At 67.7% G+C, this 24,804-nt stretch carries 24 protein-coding genes and 1 tRNA gene; 9 read left to right on the forward strand and 16 right to left on the reverse strand.

The window, feature by feature from the left end; translation table 11 throughout:
* The first annotated feature begins 68 nt into the window (after positions 1 to 68).
* Complete coding sequence (locus NO360_RS13995) at positions 69 to 1,925, forward strand: UvrD-helicase domain-containing protein (RefSeq protein WP_256308414.1); 1,857 nt, start codon at positions 69 to 71, stop codon at positions 1,923 to 1,925.
* Between the two features lie 4 nt (positions 1,926 to 1,929).
* Complete coding sequence (locus tag NO360_RS18985; RefSeq protein WP_256308415.1) at positions 1,930 to 3,162, forward strand: M24 family metallopeptidase; 1,233 nt, start codon at positions 1,930 to 1,932, stop codon at positions 3,160 to 3,162.
* A 142-nt stretch (positions 3,163 to 3,304) separates the two neighbouring features.
* Here the strand turns inward: NO360_RS18985 and NO360_RS14005 are convergent, their stop codons facing one another.
* Together NO360_RS14005 and NO360_RS14010 are read right to left on the reverse strand one after the other, a co-directional pair.
* The gene (locus NO360_RS14005; protein ID WP_256308416.1) at positions 3,305 to 3,550 is read right to left on the reverse strand and encodes a DUF7533 family protein; all 246 of its coding nucleotides are present in this window, start codon (positions 3,548 to 3,550) and stop codon (positions 3,305 to 3,307) included.
* Between the two features lie 166 nt (positions 3,551 to 3,716).
* Positions 3,717 to 4,550 carry an NAD+ synthase gene (locus NO360_RS14010; RefSeq protein WP_256308417.1) on the reverse strand — a complete coding sequence of 278 codons (834 nt, stop codon included), beginning with the start codon at positions 4,548 to 4,550 and terminating at the stop codon, positions 3,717 to 3,719.
* A gap of 242 nt (positions 4,551 to 4,792) precedes the next feature.
* Here NO360_RS14010 and NO360_RS14015 point away from each other — a divergent pair, with 242 nt between their 5' ends.
* From NO360_RS14015 to NO360_RS14030, 4 genes are all read left to right on the forward strand, one after another.
* On the forward strand, positions 4,793 to 5,722 hold the full coding sequence (locus NO360_RS14015; RefSeq protein WP_256308418.1) for a ketopantoate reductase family protein: 930 nt from the start codon (positions 4,793 to 4,795) through the stop codon (positions 5,720 to 5,722).
* Between the two features lie 54 nt (positions 5,723 to 5,776).
* The gene (gene panB, locus NO360_RS14020; protein ID WP_256308419.1) at positions 5,777 to 6,574 is read left to right on the forward strand and encodes a 3-methyl-2-oxobutanoate hydroxymethyltransferase; all 798 of its coding nucleotides are present in this window, start codon (positions 5,777 to 5,779) and stop codon (positions 6,572 to 6,574) included.
* 106 nt (positions 6,575 to 6,680) lie between these two features.
* Positions 6,681 to 6,751 (forward strand) — tRNA-Gly (locus NO360_RS14025).
* 323 nt (positions 6,752 to 7,074) lie between these two features.
* Positions 7,075 to 7,281, forward strand: coding sequence for a DUF8141 family membrane protein (locus NO360_RS14030; RefSeq protein ID WP_256308420.1), 207 nt, complete (start codon positions 7,075 to 7,077; stop codon positions 7,279 to 7,281).
* Between the two features lie 18 nt (positions 7,282 to 7,299).
* Here the strand turns inward: NO360_RS14030 and NO360_RS14035 are convergent, their stop codons facing one another.
* The 11 genes from NO360_RS14035 to NO360_RS14085 form a co-directional block, all read right to left on the reverse strand.
* Positions 7,300 to 7,677: a Rieske (2Fe-2S) protein gene (locus tag NO360_RS14035; protein WP_256308421.1), complete on the reverse strand. Its 378-nt coding sequence runs from the start codon at positions 7,675 to 7,677 to the stop codon at positions 7,300 to 7,302.
* Positions 7,674 to 8,762 carry an amidohydrolase family protein gene (locus NO360_RS14040; RefSeq protein ID WP_256308422.1) on the reverse strand — a complete coding sequence of 363 codons (1,089 nt, stop codon included), beginning with the start codon at positions 8,760 to 8,762 and terminating at the stop codon, positions 7,674 to 7,676. Before NO360_RS14040 ends, NO360_RS14035 begins: the two co-directional genes overlap by 4 nt.
* A gap of 1 nt (position 8,763) precedes the next feature.
* Positions 8,764 to 9,693, reverse strand: a complete 930-nt coding sequence (locus NO360_RS14045; RefSeq protein ID WP_256308423.1) for an MBL fold metallo-hydrolase — start codon at positions 9,691 to 9,693, stop codon at positions 8,764 to 8,766.
* A gap of 1 nt (position 9,694) precedes the next feature.
* The gene (locus tag NO360_RS14050; protein ID WP_256308424.1) at positions 9,695 to 10,450 is read right to left on the reverse strand and encodes an ABC transporter ATP-binding protein; all 756 of its coding nucleotides are present in this window, start codon (positions 10,448 to 10,450) and stop codon (positions 9,695 to 9,697) included.
* On the reverse strand, positions 10,447 to 11,283 hold the full coding sequence (locus NO360_RS14055) for an ABC transporter permease (protein ID WP_256308425.1): 837 nt from the start codon (positions 11,281 to 11,283) through the stop codon (positions 10,447 to 10,449). The genes NO360_RS14050 and NO360_RS14055 overlap by 4 nt, the downstream gene beginning before the upstream one ends.
* Before the next feature lies 1 nt (position 11,284).
* On the reverse strand, positions 11,285 to 12,385 hold the full coding sequence (locus NO360_RS14060) for an ABC transporter substrate-binding protein (protein WP_256308426.1): 1,101 nt from the start codon (positions 12,383 to 12,385) through the stop codon (positions 11,285 to 11,287).
* Between the two features lie 336 nt (positions 12,386 to 12,721).
* The gene (locus NO360_RS14065) at positions 12,722 to 13,528 is read right to left on the reverse strand and encodes an IclR family transcriptional regulator (RefSeq protein WP_256308427.1); all 807 of its coding nucleotides are present in this window, start codon (positions 13,526 to 13,528) and stop codon (positions 12,722 to 12,724) included.
* Between the two features lie 181 nt (positions 13,529 to 13,709).
* Positions 13,710 to 14,612: an acyltransferase gene (locus NO360_RS14070; RefSeq protein ID WP_256308428.1), complete on the reverse strand. Its 903-nt coding sequence runs from the start codon at positions 14,610 to 14,612 to the stop codon at positions 13,710 to 13,712.
* Between the two features lie 124 nt (positions 14,613 to 14,736).
* The gene (locus tag NO360_RS14075) at positions 14,737 to 17,631 is read right to left on the reverse strand and encodes a heavy metal translocating P-type ATPase (RefSeq protein ID WP_256308429.1); all 2,895 of its coding nucleotides are present in this window, start codon (positions 17,629 to 17,631) and stop codon (positions 14,737 to 14,739) included.
* 106 nt (positions 17,632 to 17,737) lie between these two features.
* The gene (locus tag NO360_RS14080; RefSeq protein ID WP_256308430.1) at positions 17,738 to 18,331 is read right to left on the reverse strand and encodes a winged helix-turn-helix transcriptional regulator; all 594 of its coding nucleotides are present in this window, start codon (positions 18,329 to 18,331) and stop codon (positions 17,738 to 17,740) included.
* 101 nt (positions 18,332 to 18,432) lie between these two features.
* Positions 18,433 to 18,801, reverse strand: a complete 369-nt coding sequence (locus tag NO360_RS14085) for an SHOCT domain-containing protein (RefSeq protein WP_256308431.1) — start codon at positions 18,799 to 18,801, stop codon at positions 18,433 to 18,435.
* 167 nt (positions 18,802 to 18,968) lie between these two features.
* On the opposite strand from NO360_RS14085, the gene NO360_RS14090 reads away from it, so the two are divergent.
* On the forward strand, positions 18,969 to 20,891 hold the full coding sequence (locus NO360_RS14090; protein WP_256308432.1) for an SLC13 family permease: 1,923 nt from the start codon (positions 18,969 to 18,971) through the stop codon (positions 20,889 to 20,891).
* A gap of 86 nt (positions 20,892 to 20,977) precedes the next feature.
* On the opposite strand, the gene NO360_RS14095 is transcribed toward NO360_RS14090, so the two are convergent.
* The 3 genes from NO360_RS14095 to NO360_RS14105 all read right to left on the reverse strand — a co-directional run bounded on the left by NO360_RS14095 (position 20,978) and on the right by NO360_RS14105 (position 23,484).
* The gene (locus NO360_RS14095) at positions 20,978 to 21,277 is read right to left on the reverse strand and encodes a DUF6360 family protein (RefSeq protein ID WP_256308433.1); all 300 of its coding nucleotides are present in this window, start codon (positions 21,275 to 21,277) and stop codon (positions 20,978 to 20,980) included.
* A gap of 57 nt (positions 21,278 to 21,334) precedes the next feature.
* On the reverse strand, positions 21,335 to 23,083 hold the full coding sequence (locus NO360_RS14100; protein WP_256308434.1) for a nitrite/sulfite reductase: 1,749 nt from the start codon (positions 23,081 to 23,083) through the stop codon (positions 21,335 to 21,337).
* A 68-nt stretch (positions 23,084 to 23,151) separates the two neighbouring features.
* Positions 23,152 to 23,484, reverse strand: coding sequence for a DUF8134 family protein (locus NO360_RS14105; protein WP_256308435.1), 333 nt, complete (start codon positions 23,482 to 23,484; stop codon positions 23,152 to 23,154).
* Positions 23,485 to 23,881: 397 nt separating this feature from the next.
* Here NO360_RS14105 and NO360_RS14110 point away from each other — a divergent pair, with 397 nt between their 5' ends.
* The gene (locus NO360_RS14110; protein ID WP_256308436.1) at positions 23,882 to 24,031 is read left to right on the forward strand and encodes a hypothetical protein; all 150 of its coding nucleotides are present in this window, start codon (positions 23,882 to 23,884) and stop codon (positions 24,029 to 24,031) included.
* A gap of 73 nt (positions 24,032 to 24,104) precedes the next feature.
* On the forward strand, positions 24,105 to 24,797 hold the full coding sequence (locus tag NO360_RS14115) for a DUF7119 family protein (RefSeq protein ID WP_256308437.1): 693 nt from the start codon (positions 24,105 to 24,107) through the stop codon (positions 24,795 to 24,797).
* The last annotated feature ends 7 nt before the right edge of the window (positions 24,798 to 24,804 follow it).

Genomic DNA, 24,804 nt, shown 5'->3' on the forward strand with positions numbered 1-24,804 from the left:
CGAGCGGGTCCTGACTCGGTTCTTTCGAAACACGTCCTTTATCAGGTACAAGCGCGTGGAACTGTCCAATGAGCGACTCGGACGCGGAAGTCACCCGATTGTTCGGTGGCCCCGGGAGCGGGAAGACGACGGCGCTGCTCGATCGGGTCGACGAACTGCTGGAGCGCGAGGACGTCTCGATCCGCGACATCCTCGTCGTCTCCTACACGCGGGCGGCCGCAGCGGAGGTCCGCGAGCGGCTCGCGGAACGACGCGACATCTCGCCGCGCGCCCTGAAGGGCAACGTCGCGACGATGCACGCGAAGGCGTACGAACTGCTGGATCTGTCCCGAAACGACGTCGTCGGCGAGAGCGACAAGAAGGAGTTCTGTGAGGAGTACGGCATCGAGTTCGAAGACGAGTACGGCGGCGCGGGGCGGCGGACCGCGCGCTCGACGACGATCGGGAACAAGATCATCGCGACGAGTCAGTGGCTCCAGCGGACCCGCCGCGACGTCTCCGACTGGTACGACGTGCCCTTCCAGTGGAACGTCGAGGAGGTGCGACTCCCCCCCGAGGTCGACCCGAACGCCCAGGAGGGCAACAAGTACACCCCGACGTGGCCCTCCGACGACGACCGGATCGACGTCCCCGAGGTCATCCGGGCCTGGCGGGCCTACAAGGGCGAACACGGCCTCGTCGGCTTCGCCGATATGCTGGAGCGCGTGAAGGAGCGCTCGCTCGTTCCCCACGTCGACTACCTCGTCATCGACGAGTTCCAGGACATCACGACCCTCCAGTACGACGTCTACCAGGAGTGGAAACCCCACATGGAGCGCGTTCTCATCGCCGGCGACGACGACCAGGTCGTCTACGCGTGGCAGGGCGCCGACCCCAACCTCCTCTTGGACGCCGACCGCGACGAGGACGTCGTCCTCCCGAACTCCTATCGGCTCCCCTCGAACGTGCTCAACGTGGTCAACCAGGAGATCCGCCACATCGACAAGCGCCAGGAGAAGGACCTCCACCCGCGGAAGGAGGGCGGCGTCGTCGAGGGAATCGAGTCGCCGTCGATGCTCGATCTCGCGCGCAACGTCCGTTACACGATCGAGCAGGGCGACGACGACGAGACCGTGATGATCCTGTTCCGCGCGCGGTATCAGCTGTTCCAGTTCATCGACGAGTTCCTGCCGCTCGGGATGCCGTTCTCCGCGCTCACCGACCAGCGGATGTGGACCGATCGGCTGACCCAGTACGTCCGCGCGGTGGAGGCACTCGAAAACGAGGAGCCCGTCGACGGACTCCAGGCGCGGCGGCTCGCGGATATGCTACAGGACTCCGCGTTCGGCGCGAACGACCGCGACGAACTGTTCGACCGCATCGACGAACTGGAGGAGGCGGCGGGCGTCGACGACCTGACCGACCTCAGCGTCGACCCCGACGTGATCTCGGAGTTCGCGCCGTTCGCGCCCGGGACCAAGGACGCGGGCGATATGCTCCGGAAGGTGACGTCGTTCCAGCGGAAGTCCGTCGAGGCGTACTTCTCCGGCGAGTACGCGGGGATGGACCCCAGCCGCGTCCGGATCGGCACGATCCACTCCGCGAAGGGTCGCGAGGCCGACCACGTCTTCGTCGCGACCGACCTGACCGAGAAGGTCGTCGAGCAGATGGCCGCCTCGGTGGAGGACGAGGAGGTCGACGGCGTCGAGGAGTTCACCTCGACGACCGACCCCGTTCCGATTCTCACCGACAACGAGCGCCGGGTGTTCTACGTCGGGATGTCCCGTGCCCGCGAGCGACTCGTCCTCCTCGAGAACCTCGTCAGCGGCGCGCCGACGCTCCCCGTGAGCGTCCTGCTGCACAACGAGATCCGCGACGAGTCGGTCGAGGCGCTCCTGGAGGACGCCCAGGAGGGCGAAGTCCCGGCCCCCGAACCGGACGCCTGAGGGCGTGAGCGACGACCGCGACTCGCCCGAGCGGCCGGCCGGCGAACCGCCCACCGTCCCCGCCGCGATCGATCGACCGATCCGCCAGGACCCGCCCGCGACCGACCGGTCCGTCCTCGACGACGCCATCGCCGAGCGGGACGCGGTCGGCTTCGTCGCCGTCGGGAATCGACACGACGCCGACCTCCGGTTTCTGACGCGCTTCGCGGCCGAAGACAACTACGCGTACGTTCGGACGTCGGAGGAGAGCGTGTTGTGTGCGCCGTCGGGACACGTCGCGCGGGCGACGCGTCAGTTCGACGGCCGCGTCGCGAGCGACCGCCTCGGATCCCATCCCGGCGAGCGCGCCGCCGCTGTCCTCGAGGAAGTCCCTGGAGAGAGTTCAGCGGGTCCACAGACCGTCCTGGTACCGCCGTCGATCCCCCACGACGCCGTGGTCTACCTCGAACGCGCCGGCTACGAGTTGCGGTCGACGACCGCCGTCGCTGACGCGCGGGCGACGAAGACTGATGGAGAAATCGACGCGGTCCGCGCGGTCCAGCGAGCGGCCGGTCGCGCCGTCGACCGGGCCGAGCGCGTGCTCTCGGCAGCCGACCAAGGCGGCGACAGCGAACTCCAGTGGAACGACGCGCCGCTCACGCCCGAACGGCTCCGCCGGATCGCGAACGCCGAACTCGGGTGTCACGGCGTCGACTCGGCGGCGAACACGGCCGTCGTCGCGGGTGCGGCGGGAGACGAAGCCACCGGGGCCGAACCGATCTACACCGACGAGCCGATCCGGATCGACGTCGCGCCGCGGGGACCGCACGGTTACCACGGATTCCGCTCGCGGACGGTCGTCGTCGACAGCGACGGCGGGTGGGACCGCCGCGCCTACGTCGCGGTCGAGGCGGCGCTGGAGGCCGCCCTCGACGAGGTCGAACCCGGTGCCGACGCCGCCGACCTCCGGCGAGAGGCGGACGCGGAACTGGCCGCCTTCGGCTTCGATACGACTGGCGGGCGTGAAGCGGGCGGGAGCGACCCGATCGAACCCGGCCACGGCGTCGGTCTCTCGCGTCGGGAGCGGCCGTTCCTCCGGGCGGGCGAGACGCTGGAAGTCGGAACCGTGCTCGCGGTGGCGCCGGGGCTGACGGATCCCGCGCACGGGTCCGTCCGCGTGGGCGACCTCGTCGTCGTGACCGAGACGGGATACGAGGTCGTGGGCGACGGAAGGCGTTCGTTTACGCCGCGAGGCTGATCGCGAACGGCCGGTCCCCGCCGATCGACGGCCCAAAGAGACCGTTCGCTCGCCCAGCGAAAGAAGTCATCCCAGTCCAGCGAACGCAGTCGGTCACTCGTTCGGGCGGACGCAGTCGGTCACCCGTCCAAGAGGAACCCGTTCACTCCTCGTCGTCCTCGGGCGTCTTCACGACCAGCCCCACGGCGCGCTCGCCGAGTTGCATCGGGATGTCTCCCGGCGTCGTGAGGTAGTGGGGCAGCGCGACCATCCCGACGGCGATGGCGACGGCCCCGCCGCCGATGAGGGCGTCGCCGTCGAGGAGCCGCGTGAGCCCGAAGATCCCTACCGGCGCGGCGAAGATGAGCGTCGCCGCCAGTTGGATCGTTCCGAGGATACCGAGTCGCATCGTGCCGTAGATGGCCGCGTCGGAACAAAAGGGTCGCGGTCGGGCAAGTCGGAACAAAAGGGTCGCGGTCGGGCAAGTCGGAACAAAAGGGTCGCGGTCGGGCAAGGGAGTCGAGAGCGAGCGCCGACGGAGTCGAGGGTGAGCGGCCGACGGAGCCGACGGCTGCCTACCGGTGCAGCGGCTCGGGAGCGGGCGGCATCCGCCGCTTGTGCGCGCTCCGCTCGTAGAGTTCGACGACGCGCTCGACCTGCGACTCGGTGACATCGAGGTGGCGGACGGTCGCGGCCGTCGACAGCGGTCCGTCGACGTGGAGCGCGAGTACGGCGTCGAGGGTGTCGTAGTCGAGCCCCATCTCCTCCTCGTCGGTCTGGCCCGCCCACATCTCCGCGGAGGGCGTCTTCGCGACCAGTCCGTCCGGGACGCCGAGCGAGCTCGCGAGCTGTCGGACCTGCTGTTTGTAGAGGTTGCCGATCGGGTTGCAGTCGACGGCCTGGTCGCCGTACTTCGTGAAGTAGCCCGTCAGCGCCTCAGAGCGGTTGCCCGTCCCGAGGACGACCTTGTTCTCGTGGTTGGCGACGAAGTAATTCAGCACGGCGCGAGTGCGGACGTAGACGTTGCCCGCGGCCGTCCGGTCGTCGGCCGCCTCCGGGAACGTGTCGAAGAACGTCTCGGCGATGGGCTGGATCTCGACGACGTCGTACTCGATTTCGAGTTCCTGAGCGACCCACTCGGCGTCGCTCATATTGTCCTCGGTGTTCACCACGCTCGGCATCACGAGGCCGTGGACGTTTTCGGCGCCGAGGGCCTCGACCGCGAGGTACGCGACTGTCGTGCTGTCGATACCGCCGGAGAGGCCGAGGACCGCGCCCTTCGCTCCCGCCTCGTCGACGACGTCGCGCAGGAACGAGACGAGGTGCTCCCTGGTCGATTCGAGTTCCGCCTCCGAGAGCCGAAGGTCGAGCGGTGCGTCCCCTTCGAGGACCGCCTGGTCCGTAGTCATCAGGTATAGATACCGACTCAGCGCACTAATACTCACCCGTTTCCGCGGATCGGTGGACGAGCGTTCAGTTCTTTCGGTCTCCGGTGGCCCGCGACATCGGCAGCCATCGACGCCGAATCGGAAGATCTCACGCCGAATCGGGACGGTCGACGGTGCAGCGGGCGCGACGAACCGCCCCGGCCGTCCCGACCGTCTCCGACGGCCAACACAACCACTTTCTCCGTCGCCGTCGTGGATTCCGTATGGACATCGTCGTCTTCGGCGCGGGCAGCATCGGGAGCCTCTTCGGCGCGTTGCTCGCGCGGGTACCCGACCACAGCGTGACGCTCGTGGGGCGCGAGCCGCACGTCGCCGCCGTCCGCGACGCGGGGCTCCGCGTCACCGGGGTCGACGAGTTCGTCGTTCGACCGGCGGTGACGACGGACGGCACCGACCTCTCCGCCGATCTCGCGCTCGTGACCGTGAAGGCGTTCGACACCGAAACGGCCGCCGAAGAACTCGCGACGGGCGCGTTCCGGGCGGTCTGTTCGCTTCAGAACGGGATGGGAAACGAGGAGACGCTCGCGCGGCACCTCGAGTGCCCGGTGCTGGCGGGGACCACGAGCTACGGCGCGGTCCGGGAATCGCCCGGAACGGTCGCCTGGAACGGACGCGGCGACGTCGTCGTCGGCCCGTGGGAGCCGACGGACGCAACGGGGGTCGCCGAGGAGGTCGGCGAGGCGTTCGCGGCCGCGGACCTCTCGACGGCGGTGGAGGACGCGGCGGGGATCCGCCGCCGGCTCTGGCGCAAACTCGCGGCGAACGCGGCGATCAATCCGACGACCGCGCTCGCCCGCGTGGAGAACGGCGCGCTCGGTGACCCGCCCGGGTCGGACCTCGTCGAGCCGATCGCTCGCGAGGTGGCCGCGACGGCCCGGGCGAGCGGCGTCGATCTCGACGCGGACGAGACCGCAGCGGCCGTCACCGAGGTCGTCGACGCGACCGCGGCGAACGAGTCGTCGATGTACCGCGACGTGGCGCGCGGGCGACGCACCGAGATCGACGTCATAAACGGATACGTCGTCGAGCAGGCGCGAGAACACGGAATCGACGTCCCGACGAACCGGACGCTCCGGACGCTGATCCGCACCTGGGAGGCGGCGCGGGGGCTCCGCGAGCCGGACCGATCGTAATCCGGACACCACAGACGGGGCCATTGAAGGTCCCGCGTGGCCGAGTGGGAAACGATGACCACCGTTGCGAGCATACAGGAGCAGGAGACGCCGGTGACGATGCTCACGGCGTACGACGCCCCGACGGCCGAGTTGGTCGACGAGGCGGGCATCGACGTCGTGCTCGTCGGCGACAGCATCGGGAACGCCGTCTTCGGCTTCGATTCGACGCTGCCGGTGACGATGGACGATATGATGCGGGCGACGACCTCTGTCGCGAGCGCCGTCGACGACGCGCTCGTCGTCACGGACCTCCCGTTCCTCAGTTACGGCGTCGAGCGGTCGCAGAGCATAGAAAACGCCGGGCGACTGCTGAAAGAGGCCGGCGGACACGCGGTCAAGATCGAATCCGGCCCGCACACGGTCGAGTTGACGGAGGCGATGACCCGCCTCGGCATTCCGGTGATGGCACACGTGGGCCTGACGCCGCAGCACGTCAACAGCGTCGGCGGGTACACGCGACAGGGGACCACGGCGGAACAGGCGGCGACGATGCTCGACGTCGCGAGGGCCCACGAGGACGCCGGCGCGTTCGCGCTGGTGATCGAGCACGTTCCCCGGGAGGTCGGCGCGGCGGCGAGCGAGGAACTCGACATCCCGGTCGTCGGCATCGGCGCGGGCCCGGACACCGACGGCCAGGTGCTCGTCGTCGACGACGCGGTCGGTCTCGCCGAACGAGTCCCGCCGTTCGCGGAAGCGTTCGGAGACGTCCGCGGAGAGATGCGACAGGCCATCGAGCGATACCGCGACGCGGTCGAATCGGGGTCCTTCCCCGCCGACGAACACAGCCACAGCGAAGGGCTCGACCTCTGAGGGCAGCCGAGGTCGGTGATTTCCGCAGCTTGACCGTTCCGATTCATCGTTCCGTCATCCTTAAGTCCGGGCTGTGGCTCTGTTTCGAGTGCAGGACGACATCTGCGCGCCGGTGGTCCAGTGGTAGGACAGTGGCTTCCCAAGCCACTAGCCCGGGTTCAATTCCCGGCCGGCGCATTTCTTCTGCGAACGAAGTGAGCAGAGAAATCGCTACGAAGATTCGGATCAGAGCGTGACGAGCGTTTATATGCGAGCGAGCGGCCAGCACCGCCGTGATATAAGCGGGATCCCGCGTCGGGCCGCGGTTGCTCGACACGCCGGCGCGGGGACGAGCGGTCGCGATCGGAAATCGCGACTCTGTGTGTCGACTGTTAGCAACCACTCGCGTCCGCTCGGAGCTCGGAATATTCCGTGCGCGTCAAAGCCTTCGATCTGACAGACTGGACTATCGAGGGCACAACAGCTTTGTCGCTGACGGGAAAAGCGAGGGCCGACCCCCGATGTTTCCCGGACTCTCCCGCTGGTTCGAGGCGAAGCCCTTCCAACAACAGATCGTCGTCCTCGCCCTGGTTCTGGACCCGATCGGCTTCCTCGGCGGCTACCTGCTCGGTCCGTCGTTCGGCGTCGACCCGCTGATCGGCGGCGTCTACGGCCTCGTCGCGGCCAGCCTCCCGATGTCGCTGTTCGTGATGCGGAGCGCGCAGTGACGACTGAGGCAGACGGGATCAGTCCGCGGACTCGCCGTCCGTGACGTACAGGTTCCCGTCCGCTTCGACGACGTCGAACGTCGGGAGCCGGATCCCCGCGTCGCCGACGTGGACCCCGCTTTCGAGGTCGTACTCCCAGCCGTGCAGCGGGCACGTGACCGACGGTTCGTCGCAGAACCGTTCGACGTCGCGCTCGCCCGGTTCCGTGACGTCCGCCACGAGCCGTCCGTGGACCTTGCCCTCGTCGAGCGACCCGCCGTCGTGGGCACACCGGTTCAGGATCGCGTAGCACTCGCCATCGTGATTGATGACGGCGACCTCGTGCCCGTTTAGCGTTACGACGGCACGTGAGCCGTCGTCGAAGGCGTCGGCGGCAGCGACGCGTACGCGGGTCATATGCCGAACACCTCCTCGGCGTTCGCACCCAGGATCCGACCCTTCTCCGCGTCGGAGAGGAACGACTGGTCGGTGATCCGCGTCGGTCTGTCGAAGTCCCAGTGCGGGTAGTCCGAGGCGTACATCAGGCGACCGGCTCCGCCGATCATATCGATCACCGTCTCCAGGTATCGGGGGTCGACCTCGGTCTCCAGCGGCTGCGTCCCGAAGTAGAAGGACTCCTTGATGTACTCGCTCGGGCGCTGTTCGAGCACCGGCGCCTCGGAGGGACGCTTGAGGTACTCACAGTCCAACCGGCTCATCAGGAGCGAGACGTAGAAGATTCCCGCCTCCAGAAAGACGAAATCCAACTCCGGGAACTTCTCGGGGATCCCCTGGACGAGCACGCTCACCGCCTGCGCGAAGTTGTTCTCGACGAACCCCAGCGTGTGGGTCTCGATGAGCTTCTCGTACCCCTTGGTGTGGTAGTTGTCGATCCCCGCGCCGCTGGTGTGATAACAGACGGTCAGGTCCTTCTCGGCGGCCGCCCGGTAGACCGGTTCGTACTGTCGATTACCGAGCGGCGGCTCCGCCCCGCCGGTGATCATATAGACGCCCGCAATGCCCGCCTCGTCGCCGACGCGGTCGATCAGGTCGACGGCGTCGTCCGGATCGTCGAGGGGAATCGGAATCGCCGTGTAGATCCCCTCGCTGGGGTCGACGACCTGATCGAGCAGGTAGTCGGTCGCGCCGCTCGCGAACGTCGTCATCCGCGTGTCGTCGCCGCCGAGCGCGGGCGCTGCGGCGAGGATGAGATGCGAGAGGACGAGGCACTTGTCGACGCCGAGGTAGTCCATCGCCTCCGGAATCTCTTCGGGGCGCATCTCGCCGGGATACGACGAGTCCATCCCGGCGACGTTGCGATCGAGTCGGCCGCCGACGAAGCGGTCGCCCGTTGACTTCGGGAAGAACGCCCGGCGGGCGAAGTCCTCCCAGCCGCGTTCGAGCCGCGTCTTCCACGGATCCTCGAAGTACTGTACCAGGTCTTCCATCGGTTCCCAGATGTGGACGTCCGTATCGACGACAGTGTGTCCGTCAGTGCTCATATTATTGCTCTCGGGAGGCTCCCACAGGCGGTGATTCCGCGGGGAGCGATTCGCTTTGGTCGTCCGCCGGTACCGCGTTCGTGACGTCGAGTTCGAGTCCGTCGCGGCCGACGACGACCCGTCCGTCAAAGGCGTCTGCGGCCCCCCTCCGGATCGCGTCGGTGTCGCGGTACGGCGGGAAGTGGGTGAGGACGAGAGTCTCGACGCCCGCCGCGGCCGCGATCTCACCGGCCTGTTCGGGCGTGCAGTGCGTCTGTGCCAACTGCTCTGACATCTCGTCGGGGTACGGCGATTGATACCGCTCGTAGACGAACTCCTCGCCGGAGTCGTCGGGCGGGTCGCCGACGGGCGACATATGCGCGTCGTGGACGAGCACGTCGGCGTTCGCGGCGAAGTCGGCGAGGGCGTCGAGCTTTCGAGTGTCGCCCGAGAAGACGAAGCGTTCGCCGTTCGGTCCCTCGAAGCGGTACGCGTAGGTCTCGATCGAGTGTTCGACGGCGAGCGCGTCGATCGTGGTCCCGCTCCGCTCGAACTGCGAGCCGTCTTCGACGGGGATCCACTCGATGTCCTCGATCCCGCTCGCGTCGTAGCCGACCTCCGCACGGTAGGCGAGGTCCTCGTCGTAGACGGTGTAGAGCGCCTCGATCAGGTCGTCGGTGCCGTCGGGGCCGTACACGCGGAGGGACTCCCGACCCGCCGTCCACGAGGAGATGGCGAAGTGCGGGAACGCCGCGTTGTGGTCGACGTGATGGTGCGTGAACAGCAGCTCCGAGATGGATCCCGGATCGATGCCGTTCCGGAGCAGTTCGTAGACGGTTCGCGGACCGCAGTCGACGAGGAACGTCTCGCCGTCGACGCTGACGGTCAGCGCGGTGCCGGCGCGGTCGAGGTTCGGCGCCGGACAGCCCGTTCCGAGGAGTGTCACCTCCATATTAGCTCGTCGCCCCCGCTCGGGTTTCGAGCCGACCCACGAACTCCTCGGCGAGTTCGACGAGTTCGGGATCGTCGATGCTTCGCGGCCGATCGATGTCGATCTTCTCGTGAACGAGTACGTTCGAGGGACGGTGCGACATCACGAGGACGCGGTTCGCGAGGTACGTCGCCTCGATGGCGTCGTGCGTGACGAAGACGATCGTCCGCTTCTGCTCCTTCCAGATGTCGACGAGGTCGCTTCGGAGGTTCCGCGCCGTGATCTCGTCGACGCTGGAGAACGGCTCGTCCATCAGGATCACGTCGGGTTCGACCGCCATCGCGCGGGCGATGGAGACCCGTTGTTGCATTCCGCCCGAGAGCGATCGCGGATACTCGTCGGCGAAGTCGCCGAGACCGACGAGTTCGAGGTACGTCTCGATCCGCTCGTCCCACTCGTCTTTCGGCACGTCTTTGCCGTCCAGTGCGAACTCGATGTTCTCTCTGACCGTCCGCCAATCGAGCAGACGGGGCTCCTGAAAGACGAAACAGACGTCCGTCGGCGACGCCTCCGAGCCGATCGAAACGGAGCCCGAAGAGGGCTCTTCGAGTTGGGCGATGATGTTGAGGAGCGTCGACTTCCCGCAGCCCGACGGGCCGAGGATACAGAGGAAGTCGTTCTCTTCGGTCTCGAAGTCGACGTTGTCGAGCACCCGGAGGTTCGTGCCGTTCATCTGCCGGTAGGCCTTGTCGACGCCGTCGATCTTGATCCGCGTCATGCGGCTCTAGCACCCCCGGAGTGGCCGTCTCCGCGCCAGGCGGTCACGCGCTTTTCGATCCGTTTGATGATGCCGAACTCGATGGCCATCATCACGAACGTGAACTCGAGCGTCCAGGCGAAGACGCCGACGACGGAGTACAGCTGAAACTGTCGGTTGATCATAAACCCGATACCGCTGGTGAGGCCGAGGAGCTCGACGATGACGATGATCTTCCAACTCATCGCGAGCCCGAACCGGGCCGCCGCGAGCAGGTGGGGAAGCAGCGAGGGCAGGACGACGTTGCGGATGAGACTTATGCGGGAGACCTCGAAGGAACGGCCCATCCGGATGAGGTCCTCGTCGATCGATTTGGTGCCCTGCCAGAAGTTGAAGACGATCATCGGCGTCGCCAGGAAAAACACCGAGAAGTACGCCGCGAGATCCGAGAGTCCGAACCAGATGATCGCCACGATGGCGACCGCCAGCCCGGGCACGGAGATGCCGATGAGGATCGGGAGGTCGAAGAGGTACTCCGCGCGGTGATCGCGACCCATCGCGATTCCGAGCGGGATGCTCGTCCCGATTGCCAAGGCGAATCCGACCGCGACGCGGGAGAGCGTATCGAGGAGGTGGGTGAAGAACGCGCCGCTGACGGCGATGGCGACCATCTCGGTGGCGACCGGGACGATGCCCGGAAGCAGGTTCGCCGCGACCGAGCGGGCGACGACTTCCCACGCGATCAGGAATCCCACGATAGAGACGGCGTAGTAGACGTACCGCTGGTACCGGTGAAAGAGCCGTCCGAGCGGCGTCCCCCGACCGAGCACCGAGTCCGCGACTCCGAGCGACACGTCACAGCACCTCGTTGAAGATGTCGTCGGTCGGTTCGGCCTCGATCAGCCCGAGGTCACGGGCCTTCTGGACCATCAGCCGCTCGGACTCCTGGAACGCCTCGATGTCCCACTCGCTGGGGTAGATATCGACGAGCCGTTCCGTCGCGAGGTCGATCTGTTCTTGATTTTCCAGGCCGATAGAGTCGCTGTACTCCTCGACGACGGCGTCGATGTTCTCGTTCAGGTACTGTTGGGTGTCGATGAACGCCTCGGCCAGGCTGACGCCGGCGTCGGGGTTCGCGTCGTACCAGTCTTTCGTCCACGCCAGGTCGACCGTCGTCAGCGGCAGGTCCTCGGCCTCGCGCCACGCCTCCCGCGGCGAGAAGACCGTCTCGAAGTCGTACTGCAGCAGCGCCTTGGTCATCAGCGGTTCGTACGTGAGGATCGCGTCGAGTTCGCCCTTGTCGAGGAGTGACAGCGCCGCAGGCGGGGCTGCCTGCACGAACTCGTACTGGTCGCGGGAGACGCCGTGGGCCTCGTCGAGCATCACGACGAACTTCAACCAGGCGTCGGCCGCCTCGCTGGCGAAACTGATCTGCTTGCCGGCGAGGTCGGCCGGTCCTTCGATGTCGGTGTCGGAGCGCGTCACGATGTACGCGTGATACAGCATATACGGCCCGATGAGCTGCGGATTCTCGCCCTTGGAGTGCATCCGGGTCGCGACGATCGAACCCATATATCCCGTCGGAATGTCCTCGTTGAAGACGAGTTGCTGCTGGACCTTCGGCGGGCTCGCGAAGCCCTCGGCCTGCAGCGTGAACCCGTGGTCCTCGTCGAATCCCTGGTCGGCCATCACCGACGTGAGGATCCCCGTCGTCCCGCCGTTCGTCGCGCCGTGGACGATCGACGTCAGTTCCTCCGAACCGCCCGAGTCGGTCGCCGTGTCTCCGGATCCCCCCGAGTTGTCCGTCCCGCCCGATCCGTCCGTGGAGCCGCCGGAATCGTCCGACCCGCCCGTGCCGCCGGCGCAGCCGGCGAGCCCGGCGAGCCCCGACGTCGCGATGCCCCCGGTCAGTTTCAGCGCCGTCCGCCTGTCGAGTTCCGTGCTATTGCGTGGCATCCTCGAAGTATAGAATACAATGATGTACAATAAAACTATTTATTTACTGATATTCGAGAGCGTAGAACGCATTACTGCGGCGGGTATTGATGTATTACTTTTCTTTAATAATTGAATCCAAATACCGTTATTCGGTGGATATCTCGAGGTGGAGCGGCCGACCCCCTGTGGTAGCACGGCGGACGATATCCGAGAATAATATAATTATTATTATATAATAGTCGATTCAACGAACGGTGATCTGTTCGGACAGGCGGAACAGACGCGGGCGGCAGGGAGACCGAGAGGGCCACGAGCGATACGATCAGCCAGGGAGACGCTTGCGCTCGAACGCCGTCAGTCGTAGGTGAGGTTGACCTCGATCTCGTTCGCCACGCCGAGCAACATCTCGGGGAGTTCCTGTTCCAGATACGACCCCTTGAGCCGGTTCGCCGGCCCGGCGACGGTGAGCGAGCCGATCGGTTCGCCCGTCGGATCCATAATGGGCGCGGCGACGGCGTTGACCCCGCGAACGGACTCCTGGCGGTTGAATGCGACGCCACGTTCGCGGATCGCGTCGATCTCCTCGTACAGCGCGTCCCGGTCGGTGATCGTGTCCGGCGTCTCCGCCGGGAGCCCGCGCCGATCGAGGATGCGTTCGATCGCCGCGTCGTCCATAAACGCGAGGACGGCCTTCCCGGCGGCGAAGGCGTGAAGGTGGGCTCGATACCCGTCTCGGGTGTACGTCTCGACGGTCTCCTTGCCGGCGTTGTGATACAGGAAGATCCCGTAGCCGTTCTCCTCGGCCATAATCCACACCTTCTCGTTGAGTTCGTCGGCGAGGTCGTCCACTTTCGGCTTCGCGATCCGGTAGAGTCGGTGTTCGTTCTGGGCGTGAACACCGTAATCCAGGAACAGGAGCCCGACCCGATAGCCGTCGTCGCCCTCGGCGACGTAGCCCGCCTCCGACAGCGTCGAGAGGTGTCGGTGCACGGTGCTCTTCGAGTAGCCGAGGCGGTCGGCGATCGCCGTCAGGGTCGCCGGTCCGTCCTCCTTGAGGCTCCGGAGTATCCTGATCGAGCGCTGCGTGGCCTCGACGCCCCTCGGCCCGTCGTCGCTCGGCCCGTCGTCGCCCGGTCCCCTCGTCCGATCTCCGGAATCCATCTTCCGTAACGATAGATGTGGAAGTACAAAAGTTCCGCCCTCGCGAACAGGCCGGCCGAGGCGTCCGTACCGACATCGACAGCGGAATCGGAGACGGTCGGATTCGCCCCCGGAGACGGGAAGACCGGACTCAACAAGGCCGGGCGCGACAATGCAAACGGGCAGCGGCCGGCGGGTCCGATCACTCAGCCGGCGGGGAGCGGTCCCGCTGGAACTCGTCGAAGGCGTCGAGGTCGTCGGGGAGGTCGTAATCGATCCGCCGCTCGGACTGGCGGTGTTCGAGTCGGTCCTCGAGGGGGTCGGCGACGGACTCCCACCCGGGCTTGACTTTCAGGCTCTTGGCGGGGATCCCCGCCGCGATGTGGTGGTCGGGAACGTCGCCCTGGACGACTGATCGAGCGCCGACGACGGCGTTCTCGCCGATCCGACAGCCGGCGCGGACCATCGCGTCGTAGGTCACGCGGGCGTCGTCGCCGACGATCGTGTGGTAGTTCTCGACGGCGGTCTGGTCGACGACGTCGTGGTCGTGGCTGTAGAGGTGGACGTTGTCGGAGATCGACGCGCGGTCGCCGATCGTGAGTTTCCCGCGGTCGTCGAGGTGGACGTCGTCGTGAATCACGACGTTGTCACCGACGGAGATGTTGTGCCCGTAGGTGAACGTAATCCCCTTGAAGAATCGGCAGTCGTCGCCGCACTCCGCGAAGAGGTGGTTCGCGAGCATCCCCCGGAACCGGAGCGCGAACGCGACGTTGTCGGCCATCGGCGTCGCGTCGAACTGCCGCCAGAGCCACTGGAGGTACTTCGATTCGGGGAACCGCTCCTCGTCCTTCTCGGCGTAGTACTCCGACTCCAGCGTCGCGTTACAGGGATCGTAGCCCTGCAGCCGAACGCGTGCGGCGGGCGAGACGTCCTCGCCGGCCTGCCAGCGGTCGTACGCCTCGCGGTCCCCGTGGAGGTCGGCGAGCGTCTCCGTGACGACGCGACAGGTGTCCTCCGAGGAGGAGAGCCGCTCGTCTACCTCGTCGATGAAGGCCTGGACGTTCGCTTCCGCCTCCGCAGGGAGGGAGACGTTGACTTTTGTCATCAAAGACCGGTTCGGACGCCGCTGTCAAATCCGTTCGGTTATGCGAAGGTTTCGACAGACCGCCTCGAAGTCGCCGGGTCGGGAGCGCGCCACAGGCCAGTGACGCGTCGCCGATCGGACCGGTTCAGCGTCCGCCGCGGAGAAAGCCCAGAATCCGGTAGTCGTGGTCCGGGGTGTACCGTCGGAACAGCAGGCTGTTCGTCAGCACCGACACCGACGACAGCGCCATCGCGCCCGCCGCGAGGATCGGCTGGAGCAGACCGAGCGACGCCAGCGGGATCATCGCGGTGTTGTAGCCGAGCGCCCAGAAGAGGTTCTGCTTGATCTTCGCGAGCGTCCCGTCCGAGACGCGGATCGCCTTCACCACGTCGGTGGGATCGTCGCGCATCAGCGTCACGTCGGCGGCCTCGATGGCGACGTCGGTGCCGGAACCGAGGGCCGTGCCGACGAACGCCGCCGCCAGCGCCGGGGCGTCGTTGACGCCGTCGCCGACCATCATCGCCTTGCTGCCGTCTTCCTGGATCGCTTCGACCGCGTCGGCCTTGCCGTCCGGCAGGACCTCAGCGCGGACGTTGTCGGGGTCGATGCCGACCTGTTCGGCGACCGCGCGGGCGGTTCGCTCGTTGTCGCCGGTGATCATCCGGACGTCGATGCCGCGCTCGCGGAGCGCGCTGACCGCCGCCGCGGAGGTTTCCTTGATCGTGTCGGCGTCGGCGACGACGCCGATCACCTCGCCGGCGGCGGACGTCTCGTCGGTCCCATCGCCTGCCCCGCCGGTCGCGTCGCTCGCCTCGGTCTCCGAACCGCCGGGGATCCGGCCGACGAGCATCGCGGTCTTCCCCTCCTCCTCCAACCGGTGCATCGTCTCCTCGGCTGGCGCGGGGTCGATGCCGGCGTCTTCGAGCAGCCGACGGTTGCCGACGAGGACCGTGTCGCCGCCGACGGTCGCGCGGACGCCGTGACCGGGAACGTTCTCGAAGTCCATAGCGTCGGGAACGTCGATGCCGCGCGCCGCCGCGCCGTCGACGACGGCCCGGGCGAGCGGGTGTTCGCTGTTCTGCTCGACCGCGGCCGCGAGTCGCAGGACGGTCGTCTCGGCGTCCGCTTCGACATCCGCGTCGGCAGACGCGTCTTCGCCGTCGTCGTCGGTTTCGCCGTCGTCGACTTCCCGGAGCGCGCCGCCGTCTGGCGCGGGGTCGGGCGTGTCGCCGTCCGCGGAGGGATCCAGCGCCCCGCCGTCCGTCGCCGGTCCGAGCGCGACGACGTCCGTCAGCGACATCTCGCCCTCGGTCAGCGTGCCGGTCTTGTCGAAGACGACCGTGTCGACGTCGCGGACGCGTTCGAGGATGTCGCCGCCCTTGAACAGCACGCCGTTCTGCGCGCCGATCGAGGTCCCGACCATCGTCGCCGCGGGGGTCGCCAGCCCGAGCGCGCACGGGCAGGCGATCAGGACGGCGGAGGCGAACACGAGCACGGCGAACTCCAGCGTCGAGACGGCCCCGCCGGCCGCCGCGGGGCCGCCGACCACGACGCCCCACAGCGGCAGGGCCTCGACGAAGCCGGCGAGCTGAGCCGGGAACAGGGACCAGACCGTCGCCCAGACGAGGGCGTTGACGATCACCGCGGGGACGAAGTACGCCGAGATCCGGTCGGCGACGTTCTGGATCTCGGGCTGGCGGGACTGCGCCTCCTTGACCGTCTGGACGATCTGCTGGATCGCGGTGTCGGCGCCGACCTTCGTCGCCTCGACGATCAGCACGCCGTTCTGGTTCACCGTCGAGCCGACGACCTCGTCGCCCGCCTCCTTCGAGACGGGGACGGACTCGCCGGTCACCATCGACTCGTCGACCGCCGACTCGCCGTCGACGACGACGCCGTCGGTGGGGATCTTCTCGCCGGGGCGGACCTTCATCCGGTCGCCCACCTCGACCTCCTCCAGCGGGACCTCCCGCTCCTCGACGTCGTCGACGGCTTCGCCAGACTCCGTCTGGCGGGCTGCCGAGCTTTGCTCGGCAACTTCGCCGTCTGCGTGCGGCGTCTCCGACGCCGCTCTGTCGACGAGCGTGGCCGTGTCGGCCTCCATCTCCAGGAGCGAGCGAAGTGCCTCGGAGGCCTGCCCCTTCGAGCGCGCCTCGAGGTAGTTACCGAGCGTGATGAACACCAGGATCAGCGCGGCGGTGTCGAAGTACAGCCCCGCGTTCGGCAGGACGCCCAGGAGCGCGACCACCGAGTAGCCGTACGCCGTGGTGGACCCGAGCGCGATCAGCACGTCCATATTCGCCGTCCGGTTCCGGACGATCGCCGTGTAGCTGTTCTCGTAGAACTCCCGGCCGAGGACGACCTGCACCGGCGTCGCGAGCGCGAACGCGACCCACCCGAACGGGACGCCGGTCCCGGGGATCGTCTCCGGGACCGTCTCGGGCGCGAACAGGTGCAGCGCGAGCATCGCCAGAAGCGGCGTCGAGAGCGCCGCGCCGAACAGCGTCAGCCGCTTCTGGCGCTGGATTTCGGCTTTTCGGGCCGCATCGCGGGCGTCCTCTCGCCCGCCGCCCGATACGGACGCGTCGCGCTCGCCGTCGCCCGCGTCGCCGTCGTCCGTCTCGCGGACCGGCGTGTAGCCCGCCGACTCGACCGCGTCGTACAGCGCCTCGATCGAGACCTCGCCGGGGACGTACTCGACCTGCGCCTCGTCGGTTGCGAAGTTCACGTCCGCGCGGATCACGCCCGGATTCGACTCCAGCGACTCCCGGTTCGCCTCCGCGCAGTTCGCGCAGGACATATCGGTGATCGCTATCGAGACCGTCTCCGAGACGGGGTCGTAGCCGGACGCCTCGATGGCGTCGTAAATCTCCGACAGCGACGTCCGGTCGGGATCGTAGGTCACGCTGGCTTCGTCGGTCGCGAAGTTGACCGACGCCGATTCGACCCCCGCGAGGGATTCGACCGTGTCCTGTACCGTCCCCGAGCAGTTGGCACAGGACATCCCCCTGACGTCGAGGTGGATAGTTCGCGTACTCATAGGTGAATACTAGTACGGGTCCCTCTCTTACCTCGGTTGTCCCTTTCGAATCCGTATTCTATTGGACATCGGACCTTCGAATCGAAAGTCGTAGCGGCGCGTCGACTTAGGTCGCCTCGGCCTCGAACTGCTCGTAGCGCTCGCGGAACGTGGCGAGACAGGACGGACAACAGAAGTGGTACCGCTCCCCGCCGATGCGCTCGCTGCGCCCCTCGCTGGTGACGGTGTTGCCGCACTCCGCGCACGACAGCGCGAACTCCGCGCCGCCGACCGCCGGCGACCACTCGACGTCGCCGACGACGGTCACGTCGTAGTCGTCGACCCGGGAGAAGTCGACCAGGCGGCCGAGTTGCTCGCGGACGGCGTCGGCGCGGACCCGCGCGTGGAACACGACGTCCCCCTCGGCGGTGACGAAGACGTGCTCGACGGGATCGGCGGCGACGACGTCGTCTCGGATCTCGTCGACGGCGTCGGCGGGCAGTTCGAGCGTCACGAGCACGGGGACGCCCGCCCGGAGCTGTGAGCGGTCGATGTCGACCGTGAACCGTCGGATGACGCCGGACTCCTGCAGGCGGTCGATCCGATCGGAGACCGCCGGCGGCGAGAGGTCGACGATCTCGGCGATGTCGCTGTAGGATCGTCGGCCGTTCTCGACCAGGAGTTCGAGGATCCGAACGTCGGTCTCGTCGAGGGTGGACATAGGAGTACTTGCTGCTCGAACGAGAAGTAAGTTGGCTCCGTCGCTTTCGTTTCGAAGGGTTCGGAACCCGTGAGCCGAATATTACGAAGTCCGGAGCGGCGTCACTCTTCGAGCCGCTCGCGTCGCCGCTCGTACTCCTCCTCGGAGAGGTCTCCTCGCGCGTAGGCGCTGCGAACCTCCTCGATCGCGGGGTCGCGCCCCTCCCCGTCGCTCGCGGCCCGGTACAACAGATAGCCGCCGCCGACGAGGGCGGCCACGAAGAGCAGTCGCCACAGCGCGGCCAGGAACCACCAACCGGTTCCCGCGCCGCCGCCCGCGCCCATCCGGCCGTCGTGCATCGGCCCCCACATCCCGCCGGTCGCACCACCCATCATTCCGCCCGCCCCGAACAGGAGCGGACCGGCGAACAGGAGCACGCCGAGGACGACGAGGCCGCCGACGAGCCAGCGCGTGGTGTCGGTATCAGTCATCGCGATCACCGTTCGAACGTACGACGTCCGTCCTTACCACGATTGCCACTTCGAACGCGGCGTCGACGGGGGGACGGGAGTTCGATTTCGAAAGTATTCGCCGAGCAGATTTCGGAATCGCCGCCCCGCGAAACGTATATCCCCACGCCGGGAGACATCGAAAGAGTATGCCGCTCGTCGAGGTCCCCGGCGTGGCCGTCGTCTTCGCGCTGGTCGGCCTCGCGCTGATCGCCTTCGTCACGGAGGTCGTCCCGAACGACGTCACCGCGATCGCGATCATCGCCGCGCTCGTCGTCCTGGAGCCGTGGACCGGCGTCGGTCCCCGGGCCGCCATCTCCGGGTTCGCCAACCCCGCGACGGTCACGATCATCGCGATGTATATGCTGAGCGCCGGAATCCAGGAGACGGGGATCATCAGACGGCTCGGCGTGTTGCTCGCAGATTTCACCGGCGGGGACGAGTTCCGCGCGCTGGTTGCGACGGTCGGAACGACCGGGCCGATCGCGGGCGTGATCAACAACACGCCGGTCGTCGCGATCTTCATCCCGATGATCACGGATCTGGCCGAGCGAACGAACACCAGTCCCTCGAAACTCCTGCTACCGCTCTCCTACGCCGCGATTCTCGGCGGGACGCTCACGCTCATCGGCACCGCGACGAACATCCTCGCCAGCGACTTCGCCCGCCTGCTCATCGACGGCCGCGACGGGATCGGGATGTTCGAGTTCACCGGTCTCGGGGTCGTGCTGCTCCTCGTCGGGAGCGCGTACCTCCTGACGGTCGGTCGGTGGCTGATTCCGGCGCGGATCCCCGTCGACGCGGACCGGGTCTCGGAGTTCGACCTCTCGGACCACCTCGCGTTCGTCCGCGTCCGGTCGGAGTCACCCGCGGTGGGCGCGCCGCTCGACGCCTTCGACGCCGAACACGAGGACATCCGGATCCTCCAGTTGCGACGCGAGGGGGAGGCGCTCGCCGGCCCGCACGCGGACGTCCCGATCGAATCGGGCGACGTGCTCGTCGTCCACGGCTCGCTGCAGGCCGTCAACCGGTTCCGCGAGGACGCCGCCGTGAGCCACTTGGTCCGCGAGCCGGTCACCGCCGACACCTTCGAGACCGCGGCGACCGAGGGCAGGCTGGCACGAGCGCTCGTCCCGGAGCGCTCCAGCTACGTTGGCGAGACCGTCGCCGAGACCGGGATGGACGAGTACCACCGCACGACCGTCCTTGCGATCCGGCGGGGGAGCGACCTGATCCGCACGGACCTCCGCGAGCGAACGCTCCAGCCCGGCGACCTGCTTCTCGTCCGGACGACGCCGGCGTCGGCGCGCTACTTCCGCGACAGCGGCGAACTCATCATCGCCGACGAACGCGCGTTGAAGGACCGGGACGCCGAGGACGCGTCGGCGGCGACCGCGGGCGTTCGGACCGCCGCGGGCGACGGGACGGCGACCCGCGAACCCGACGCGGCCGACGACGCCGAGACGGGGCTGCCGCCGGTCTCGCCGAAGACGCCGCTGGCGGTCGGGATCCTGCTCGCCGTCGTCGCCGTCGCGGCGCTGGACCTGCTCCCCATCGTGATCGCCGCGCTCGGCGGCGTCGTTGCGATGGTCGTCACCGGCTGTCTCACCACCGCCGACGCCTACGACGCCGTCTCCTGGAACGTCGTCTTCCTGCTCGCCGGCGTCATCCCGCTCGGCCTCGCGCTGAACGCGACCGGCGGGGCGGCGCTCCTGGCGGACCTGCTGGTCGCCCTCGGCGGAGTCCTCCCGCTCGTCGCGGTCCTGTTCGTCCTCTACGTCGCCGTCGGGGCGCTCGCGAGCGTCATCACGCCGGTCGCGACGATCGTCCTCGCGATCCCCGTCGCCGTCGACGGGGCCGCCCGCCTCGGCGCGAACGAATTCGCGTTCCTCCTGGCGGCGATGTTCGCCTCCGCGACGTCGTTCGCGACGCCGGTCGGCTACCAGACGAACCTGATGGTGTACGGCCCGGGCGGCTACGAGTTCGCCGACTTCCTCCGCGTCGGCGGGCCGCTGCAGTTGCTTCTGGCCGTCGTCGCGACCGTCGGGATCACCGCGATCTGGGGACTCTGAGCCGAGAGCCGGTGCTCGGCCGAAGCCGCAGTCGGTGGTTGGCCGATGCCAGAAACCGATGCGCCGGCCGCGGTCCGGAACTCTGCTTACTCGGCGTCCTCGCCGTCCGCCTCGGCCGCCTCGACCTTGGCGGCGTGGGAGTTCAGCGCGTCCGCGACGGTCCGGGCCTCCGCGGCCGAGAGCGTCACCTCGTCGGCGTGGGCGGGCACCGACTCCAGTCCGCTGTTATCGAGTTCGAGCTGAAGTTTCACGTGGTCGGGGTTCTCGCGGGGCGATGTGACGTTCAGGACGGCGACCGCCTCGTCCTGGAAGTCGTGGCCGCGGGCGGCGGCGTCGACGAGGTCGAGCGTCGTGTAGGCGTTGACCTTGAGCAGTCGGTTGGGCATACGTGAGATCAGGAGAGCGAGCGGGAAGTCTGTACCGCCGGGAGAGCGCAGCGGCGCTCAGTCGTCGGCCGGGGCCGGCGGCTGCGCGTCCATCGAGTCGTTCTCGGCGTAGGGGTACCACGTCATCTTCGTGTTGTGCATCATCGGATCCTCGTAGCTCGTCTCCTCGGGCTCGACGAAGGCGTCGAGTTCCTCGTCGTCGTGGCGGTCGACGAACGCGCGGAAGGACTCGCCCGCCTCGCGCTCTGCGGCGAAGCTCTCGATGAGGTTCGCGATCGCGCCCGGCACCTCGTCGACAGGGACGCGCTGGGTCACCCAGCGGGCGAACTGCGGCTCCTCGCCGAGGCCGCCGCCGAGGCCGACGTCGAGCGCCTCGACCGCCTCGCCGTCCTTGCGGGTCTTCATCCCGCGGAGGCTCACGTCGGCGATCTGCGGCTGCGCGCACGACGCGGTACAGCCGGAGAGGTGGATGTGGAACTCCTCGACGTCCTCGGGGAGGTCGACGTGCTCCTTCAGCCAGCGCGCGAAGCGCACTTGTCGATTTTTGGTCTCGACGATCGAGAGCGAACAGAACTCGGTGCCGGTACACGCGATCGATCCGCGCATAAACGGCGAGGGGTCCGGCGAGTAGTGTTCGAGTAAGTCCTCCGCGAGGAAGTCGTCGAGTTCCGAGTCGGGCACGTCGGTGACGATGACGTTCTGCCGCTGGGAGAGCCGGACCTCGCCGGAGCCGTACTCCTCGGCGAGGTCGGCGAGTTCGAGAACGTCCTCGGCGCCCATCCGACCGACGAGGACGTTCAGCCCGACGAAGTTGTTTCCGTCCTTCTGTTCGTGGACGCCGACGAGGTCGTTGCGCTCGCCCTCGCCGGTGTTGTAGGTGTACTCCTCGCGGACGTCGCGGCCGGCGGTGCGGAGCTCGAAGTCGACGTACTCCGCCTGGAGCGTCTCGCGGACCTCCTCGGCCCCCCACTCGTCGACGAGGAACTTGATCCGGGCGTTGTAACGGTCCTCGCGGTCACCGTTGTCGCGGAAGAGCGCCGAGAGGCCGCCGGCGACGTCCGAGACGCGCTCGGGGGAAACCCACACGTCGATGTCGCGGGCGAAGCGCGGTTCGTTGCGGGCGAGGCCGCCGCCGACGCGGACGTTGAAGCCGACGACGTCTTCCCCGTCGATTTCCTTGTACGCCGGTTCGAAGGCGAGGTCGTTGATGTCGCCCTGGCCGGAGCCGTCCGCCGACCCCGTGACGGAGACCTTCCACTTCCGCGGGAGGTTCGAGTGGTCCTCGTCGCCCTTGAACGTCTCGTTGAGGTCGCGGATGACCGGCCAGGCGTCTATGACTTCCTGTCCGTCCTTGCCGGCGACGGGATTGCCGACGATGTTCCGCCAAGAGTCGCCACACGCCTGCTGGGTCGACAGCCCGTTGGATTCGAGTTTCTCGAAGACCGCCGGGACGTCCGAGAGTTCGATCCAGTGTAGCTGGATCGCCTGCCGGGTGGTGTAGTCGGCGTAGGCGTCGCCGAAGATCGGGTTCGTGCCCGGGCCGCGCGCATACTCGTCGGCGATCTCGCCGACGACGCGCAGTTGCCCCGGTTCGAGTACGCCGTTCGGCGTCCCGATCCGCATCATGAAGTAGCCCTCCTGGCCGTTCCGCTGGTGGTACAGCCCCCACCACTTGAAGCGCTCGAACCACGCGTCCCGCTCGTCGTCGGGGATGGTCTCGTACCCCTCCTCGGCGAACCTGAAGAGGTGCTCGCGTATCTCGTTCCCGTAGACCTCCGACTTCCAGTTCTCGACGTCCGATGGCATCGTTACCGGACACAATACCCCCACCTTCAAAGGGGAACGCGTGCCGTCAACCCTTCCCGCTGCTCCCGTTAATCAGAATTTGTTGCCGCTTCTTTGTCGTCGGTCACGCGGAGGACCCCCTCGCGGTCGAGATCGGCGAACTCGCCGTCGACGAGCCGGCCCACGGGGATCCACCCGGTGGTCGATTTCGTCCCGCAGACGATGCACTGCCCGTAGACGCGCACCTGCACGGTCCGCCCGTCGACGCCCGTCTCCAGGAAGTTCTCGACGACCATATCCGCGAGGTCGCACTCGCAGAACCCCGGGGCGTCGAGCCGCCAGAGTTCGCTCACGCTCACCCGCCGCGTGTCGTCGACAGAGAGCCATGCACCGTCGTCGAGGATCCGAAGTCGGGTCGTCATACCGAGTGATACGCGCTCGACGACCCCGTCTCTGACGGCGGTCACAAACGGCGACGCTGTCCACGACGGAGCGTCCCGCTTCGATCTCGACGCCGTCTGTCGATCGTCCCCCGCGATGGCCGTCATAGAAGCCGGAACTGACTTCCGCTATCCGGGAGTAGTGGTTCGATTTACTCCGGAAGGCGCCCTTATGCGGGGAGCCGCCATAGGGGAGTTCGATGACCGATTCCGTTCGGACGTGCGACCTCGCTTCGATCACCGACGGGGAAGACGAGCGGCGGCAACACGCCTCTGCCGACGTCGCCCCGGAACTGTACGATGCCCCGAGAGGCGGAACGAATCGCAGGACAGCATCGCAACGAACGTCGACAGTAGACGAGGGGCCCACGGAGCAGCGATGACGCTGACGATGGACCCCGACACCGACGAGGAGGAGGCGGCGGCCGACGAACCCGACGCCGAAGAGTACGGGCATCTCGACGACCTCGCCGACGGTGCCGGGTGCACGGAGATCTGGGAGCACCTCTCAGACAGCCGCGAGGAGTGACCCGGACGGCGTCCGCGCTCCGCGCGCGACGGGGTGAGGCTTTTACTCGCAGCCGCGTTACGTGGAGTCGAAGATGACCGACGACGACGGCCGACCGAGACGACTCCCTGCAGACCGCGAAGAACCGGTCGGCGAGCCCGTCGTCCGCGCCGATCCCGCCGTCACCGGCGAGCGGGCCAAGGAGGCCGTCGGGTTCGACCCCGACGACCCCGAGAGCGTCGCCGAGGCCGCCGAGACGGTCCGCGCGTTCTCCGAGAACACGGTCGGCGCAGCCGACAACGTGTACATGCTCCGGGGCGCGGCCGCCTGCGCGGCGCTCGTCAGGGGCGTCGGCTCCTACAAGGAAGCGGTCGAACGCGCCGGCGGCGACGTCTCCGTCTCGTTCGTTCGCAAGTGGGCCCGCGTCCACGACCTCCCGCAGGCGATCCGCCGGCACGTCGCCCGCGGCGACATCGCGCCGACGGCCGCGAAGCACATCGCTCGCGTCTCCGGCGTCGACCGCTTCGACCTCGCGTGGGCGGTCGTCGACGCCGACCTCACGGTTCGGCAGGTGCGACGGATCGCGAGCGAGGTCGACGGCGACACGAGCGCCGCCGCGGCCCTCAGAGCGCGCGGGATCGAACTGGGGCGGATCGAACTGTCGCTCCCCCTCGACGTCTACCGGGAACTCCGGCGACGCGCGTCCATCGAGAACCGGGACCCCGGCGAGCTTGTCGCGGAGGCACTCGATTCGTACTTCGCCGAAGAGTCCGTTACGCCCGAGTGAACCGCCT

The sequence above is a fragment of the Halobellus litoreus genome (assembly GCF_024464595.1).
Classification (GTDB): Archaea; Halobacteriota; Halobacteria; order Halobacteriales; family Haloferacaceae; genus Haloquadratum; species Haloquadratum litoreum.

Excerpts from the sequence above, each read along its gene's own strand:
- NO360_RS13995 (WP_256308414.1), top strand. The coding sequence starts at position 69 with ATGAGCGACTCGGACGCGGAAGTCACCCGATTGTTCGGTGGCCCCGGG.
- NO360_RS14005 (WP_256308416.1), bottom strand. The coding sequence starts at position 3,550 with ATGCGACTCGGTATCCTCGGAACGATCCAACTGGCGGCGACGCTCATC.
- NO360_RS14010 (WP_256308417.1), bottom strand. The coding sequence starts at position 4,550 with ATGACTACGGACCAGGCGGTCCTCGAAGGGGACGCACCGCTCGACCTT.
- NO360_RS14015 (WP_256308418.1), top strand. The coding sequence starts at position 4,793 with ATGGACATCGTCGTCTTCGGCGCGGGCAGCATCGGGAGCCTCTTCGGC.
- panB (WP_256308419.1), top strand. The coding sequence starts at position 5,777 with ATGACCACCGTTGCGAGCATACAGGAGCAGGAGACGCCGGTGACGATG.
- NO360_RS14030 (WP_256308420.1), top strand. The coding sequence starts at position 7,075 with ATGTTTCCCGGACTCTCCCGCTGGTTCGAGGCGAAGCCCTTCCAACAA.
- NO360_RS14035 (WP_256308421.1), bottom strand. The coding sequence starts at position 7,677 with ATGACCCGCGTACGCGTCGCTGCCGCCGACGCCTTCGACGACGGCTCA.
- NO360_RS14040 (WP_256308422.1), bottom strand. The coding sequence starts at position 8,762 with ATGAGCACTGACGGACACACTGTCGTCGATACGGACGTCCACATCTGG.
- NO360_RS14045 (WP_256308423.1), bottom strand. The coding sequence starts at position 9,693 with ATGGAGGTGACACTCCTCGGAACGGGCTGTCCGGCGCCGAACCTCGAC.
- NO360_RS14050 (WP_256308424.1), bottom strand. The coding sequence starts at position 10,450 with ATGACGCGGATCAAGATCGACGGCGTCGACAAGGCCTACCGGCAGATG.
- NO360_RS14060 (WP_256308426.1), bottom strand. The coding sequence starts at position 12,385 with ATGCCACGCAATAGCACGGAACTCGACAGGCGGACGGCGCTGAAACTG.
- NO360_RS14065 (WP_256308427.1), bottom strand. The coding sequence starts at position 13,528 with ATGGATTCCGGAGATCGGACGAGGGGACCGGGCGACGACGGGCCGAGC.
- NO360_RS14070 (WP_256308428.1), bottom strand. The coding sequence starts at position 14,612 with ATGACAAAAGTCAACGTCTCCCTCCCTGCGGAGGCGGAAGCGAACGTC.
- NO360_RS14075 (WP_256308429.1), bottom strand. The coding sequence starts at position 17,631 with ATGAGTACGCGAACTATCCACCTCGACGTCAGGGGGATGTCCTGTGCC.
- NO360_RS14080 (WP_256308430.1), bottom strand. The coding sequence starts at position 18,331 with ATGTCCACCCTCGACGAGACCGACGTTCGGATCCTCGAACTCCTGGTC.
- NO360_RS14085 (WP_256308431.1), bottom strand. The coding sequence starts at position 18,801 with ATGACTGATACCGACACCACGCGCTGGCTCGTCGGCGGCCTCGTCGTC.
- NO360_RS14090 (WP_256308432.1), top strand. The coding sequence starts at position 18,969 with ATGCCGCTCGTCGAGGTCCCCGGCGTGGCCGTCGTCTTCGCGCTGGTC.
- NO360_RS14095 (WP_256308433.1), bottom strand. The coding sequence starts at position 21,277 with ATGCCCAACCGACTGCTCAAGGTCAACGCCTACACGACGCTCGACCTC.
- NO360_RS14100 (WP_256308434.1), bottom strand. The coding sequence starts at position 23,083 with ATGCCATCGGACGTCGAGAACTGGAAGTCGGAGGTCTACGGGAACGAG.
- NO360_RS14105 (WP_256308435.1), bottom strand. The coding sequence starts at position 23,484 with ATGACGACCCGACTTCGGATCCTCGACGACGGTGCATGGCTCTCTGTC.
- NO360_RS14110 (WP_256308436.1), top strand. The coding sequence starts at position 23,882 with ATGACGCTGACGATGGACCCCGACACCGACGAGGAGGAGGCGGCGGCC.
- NO360_RS14115 (WP_256308437.1), top strand. The coding sequence starts at position 24,105 with ATGACCGACGACGACGGCCGACCGAGACGACTCCCTGCAGACCGCGAA.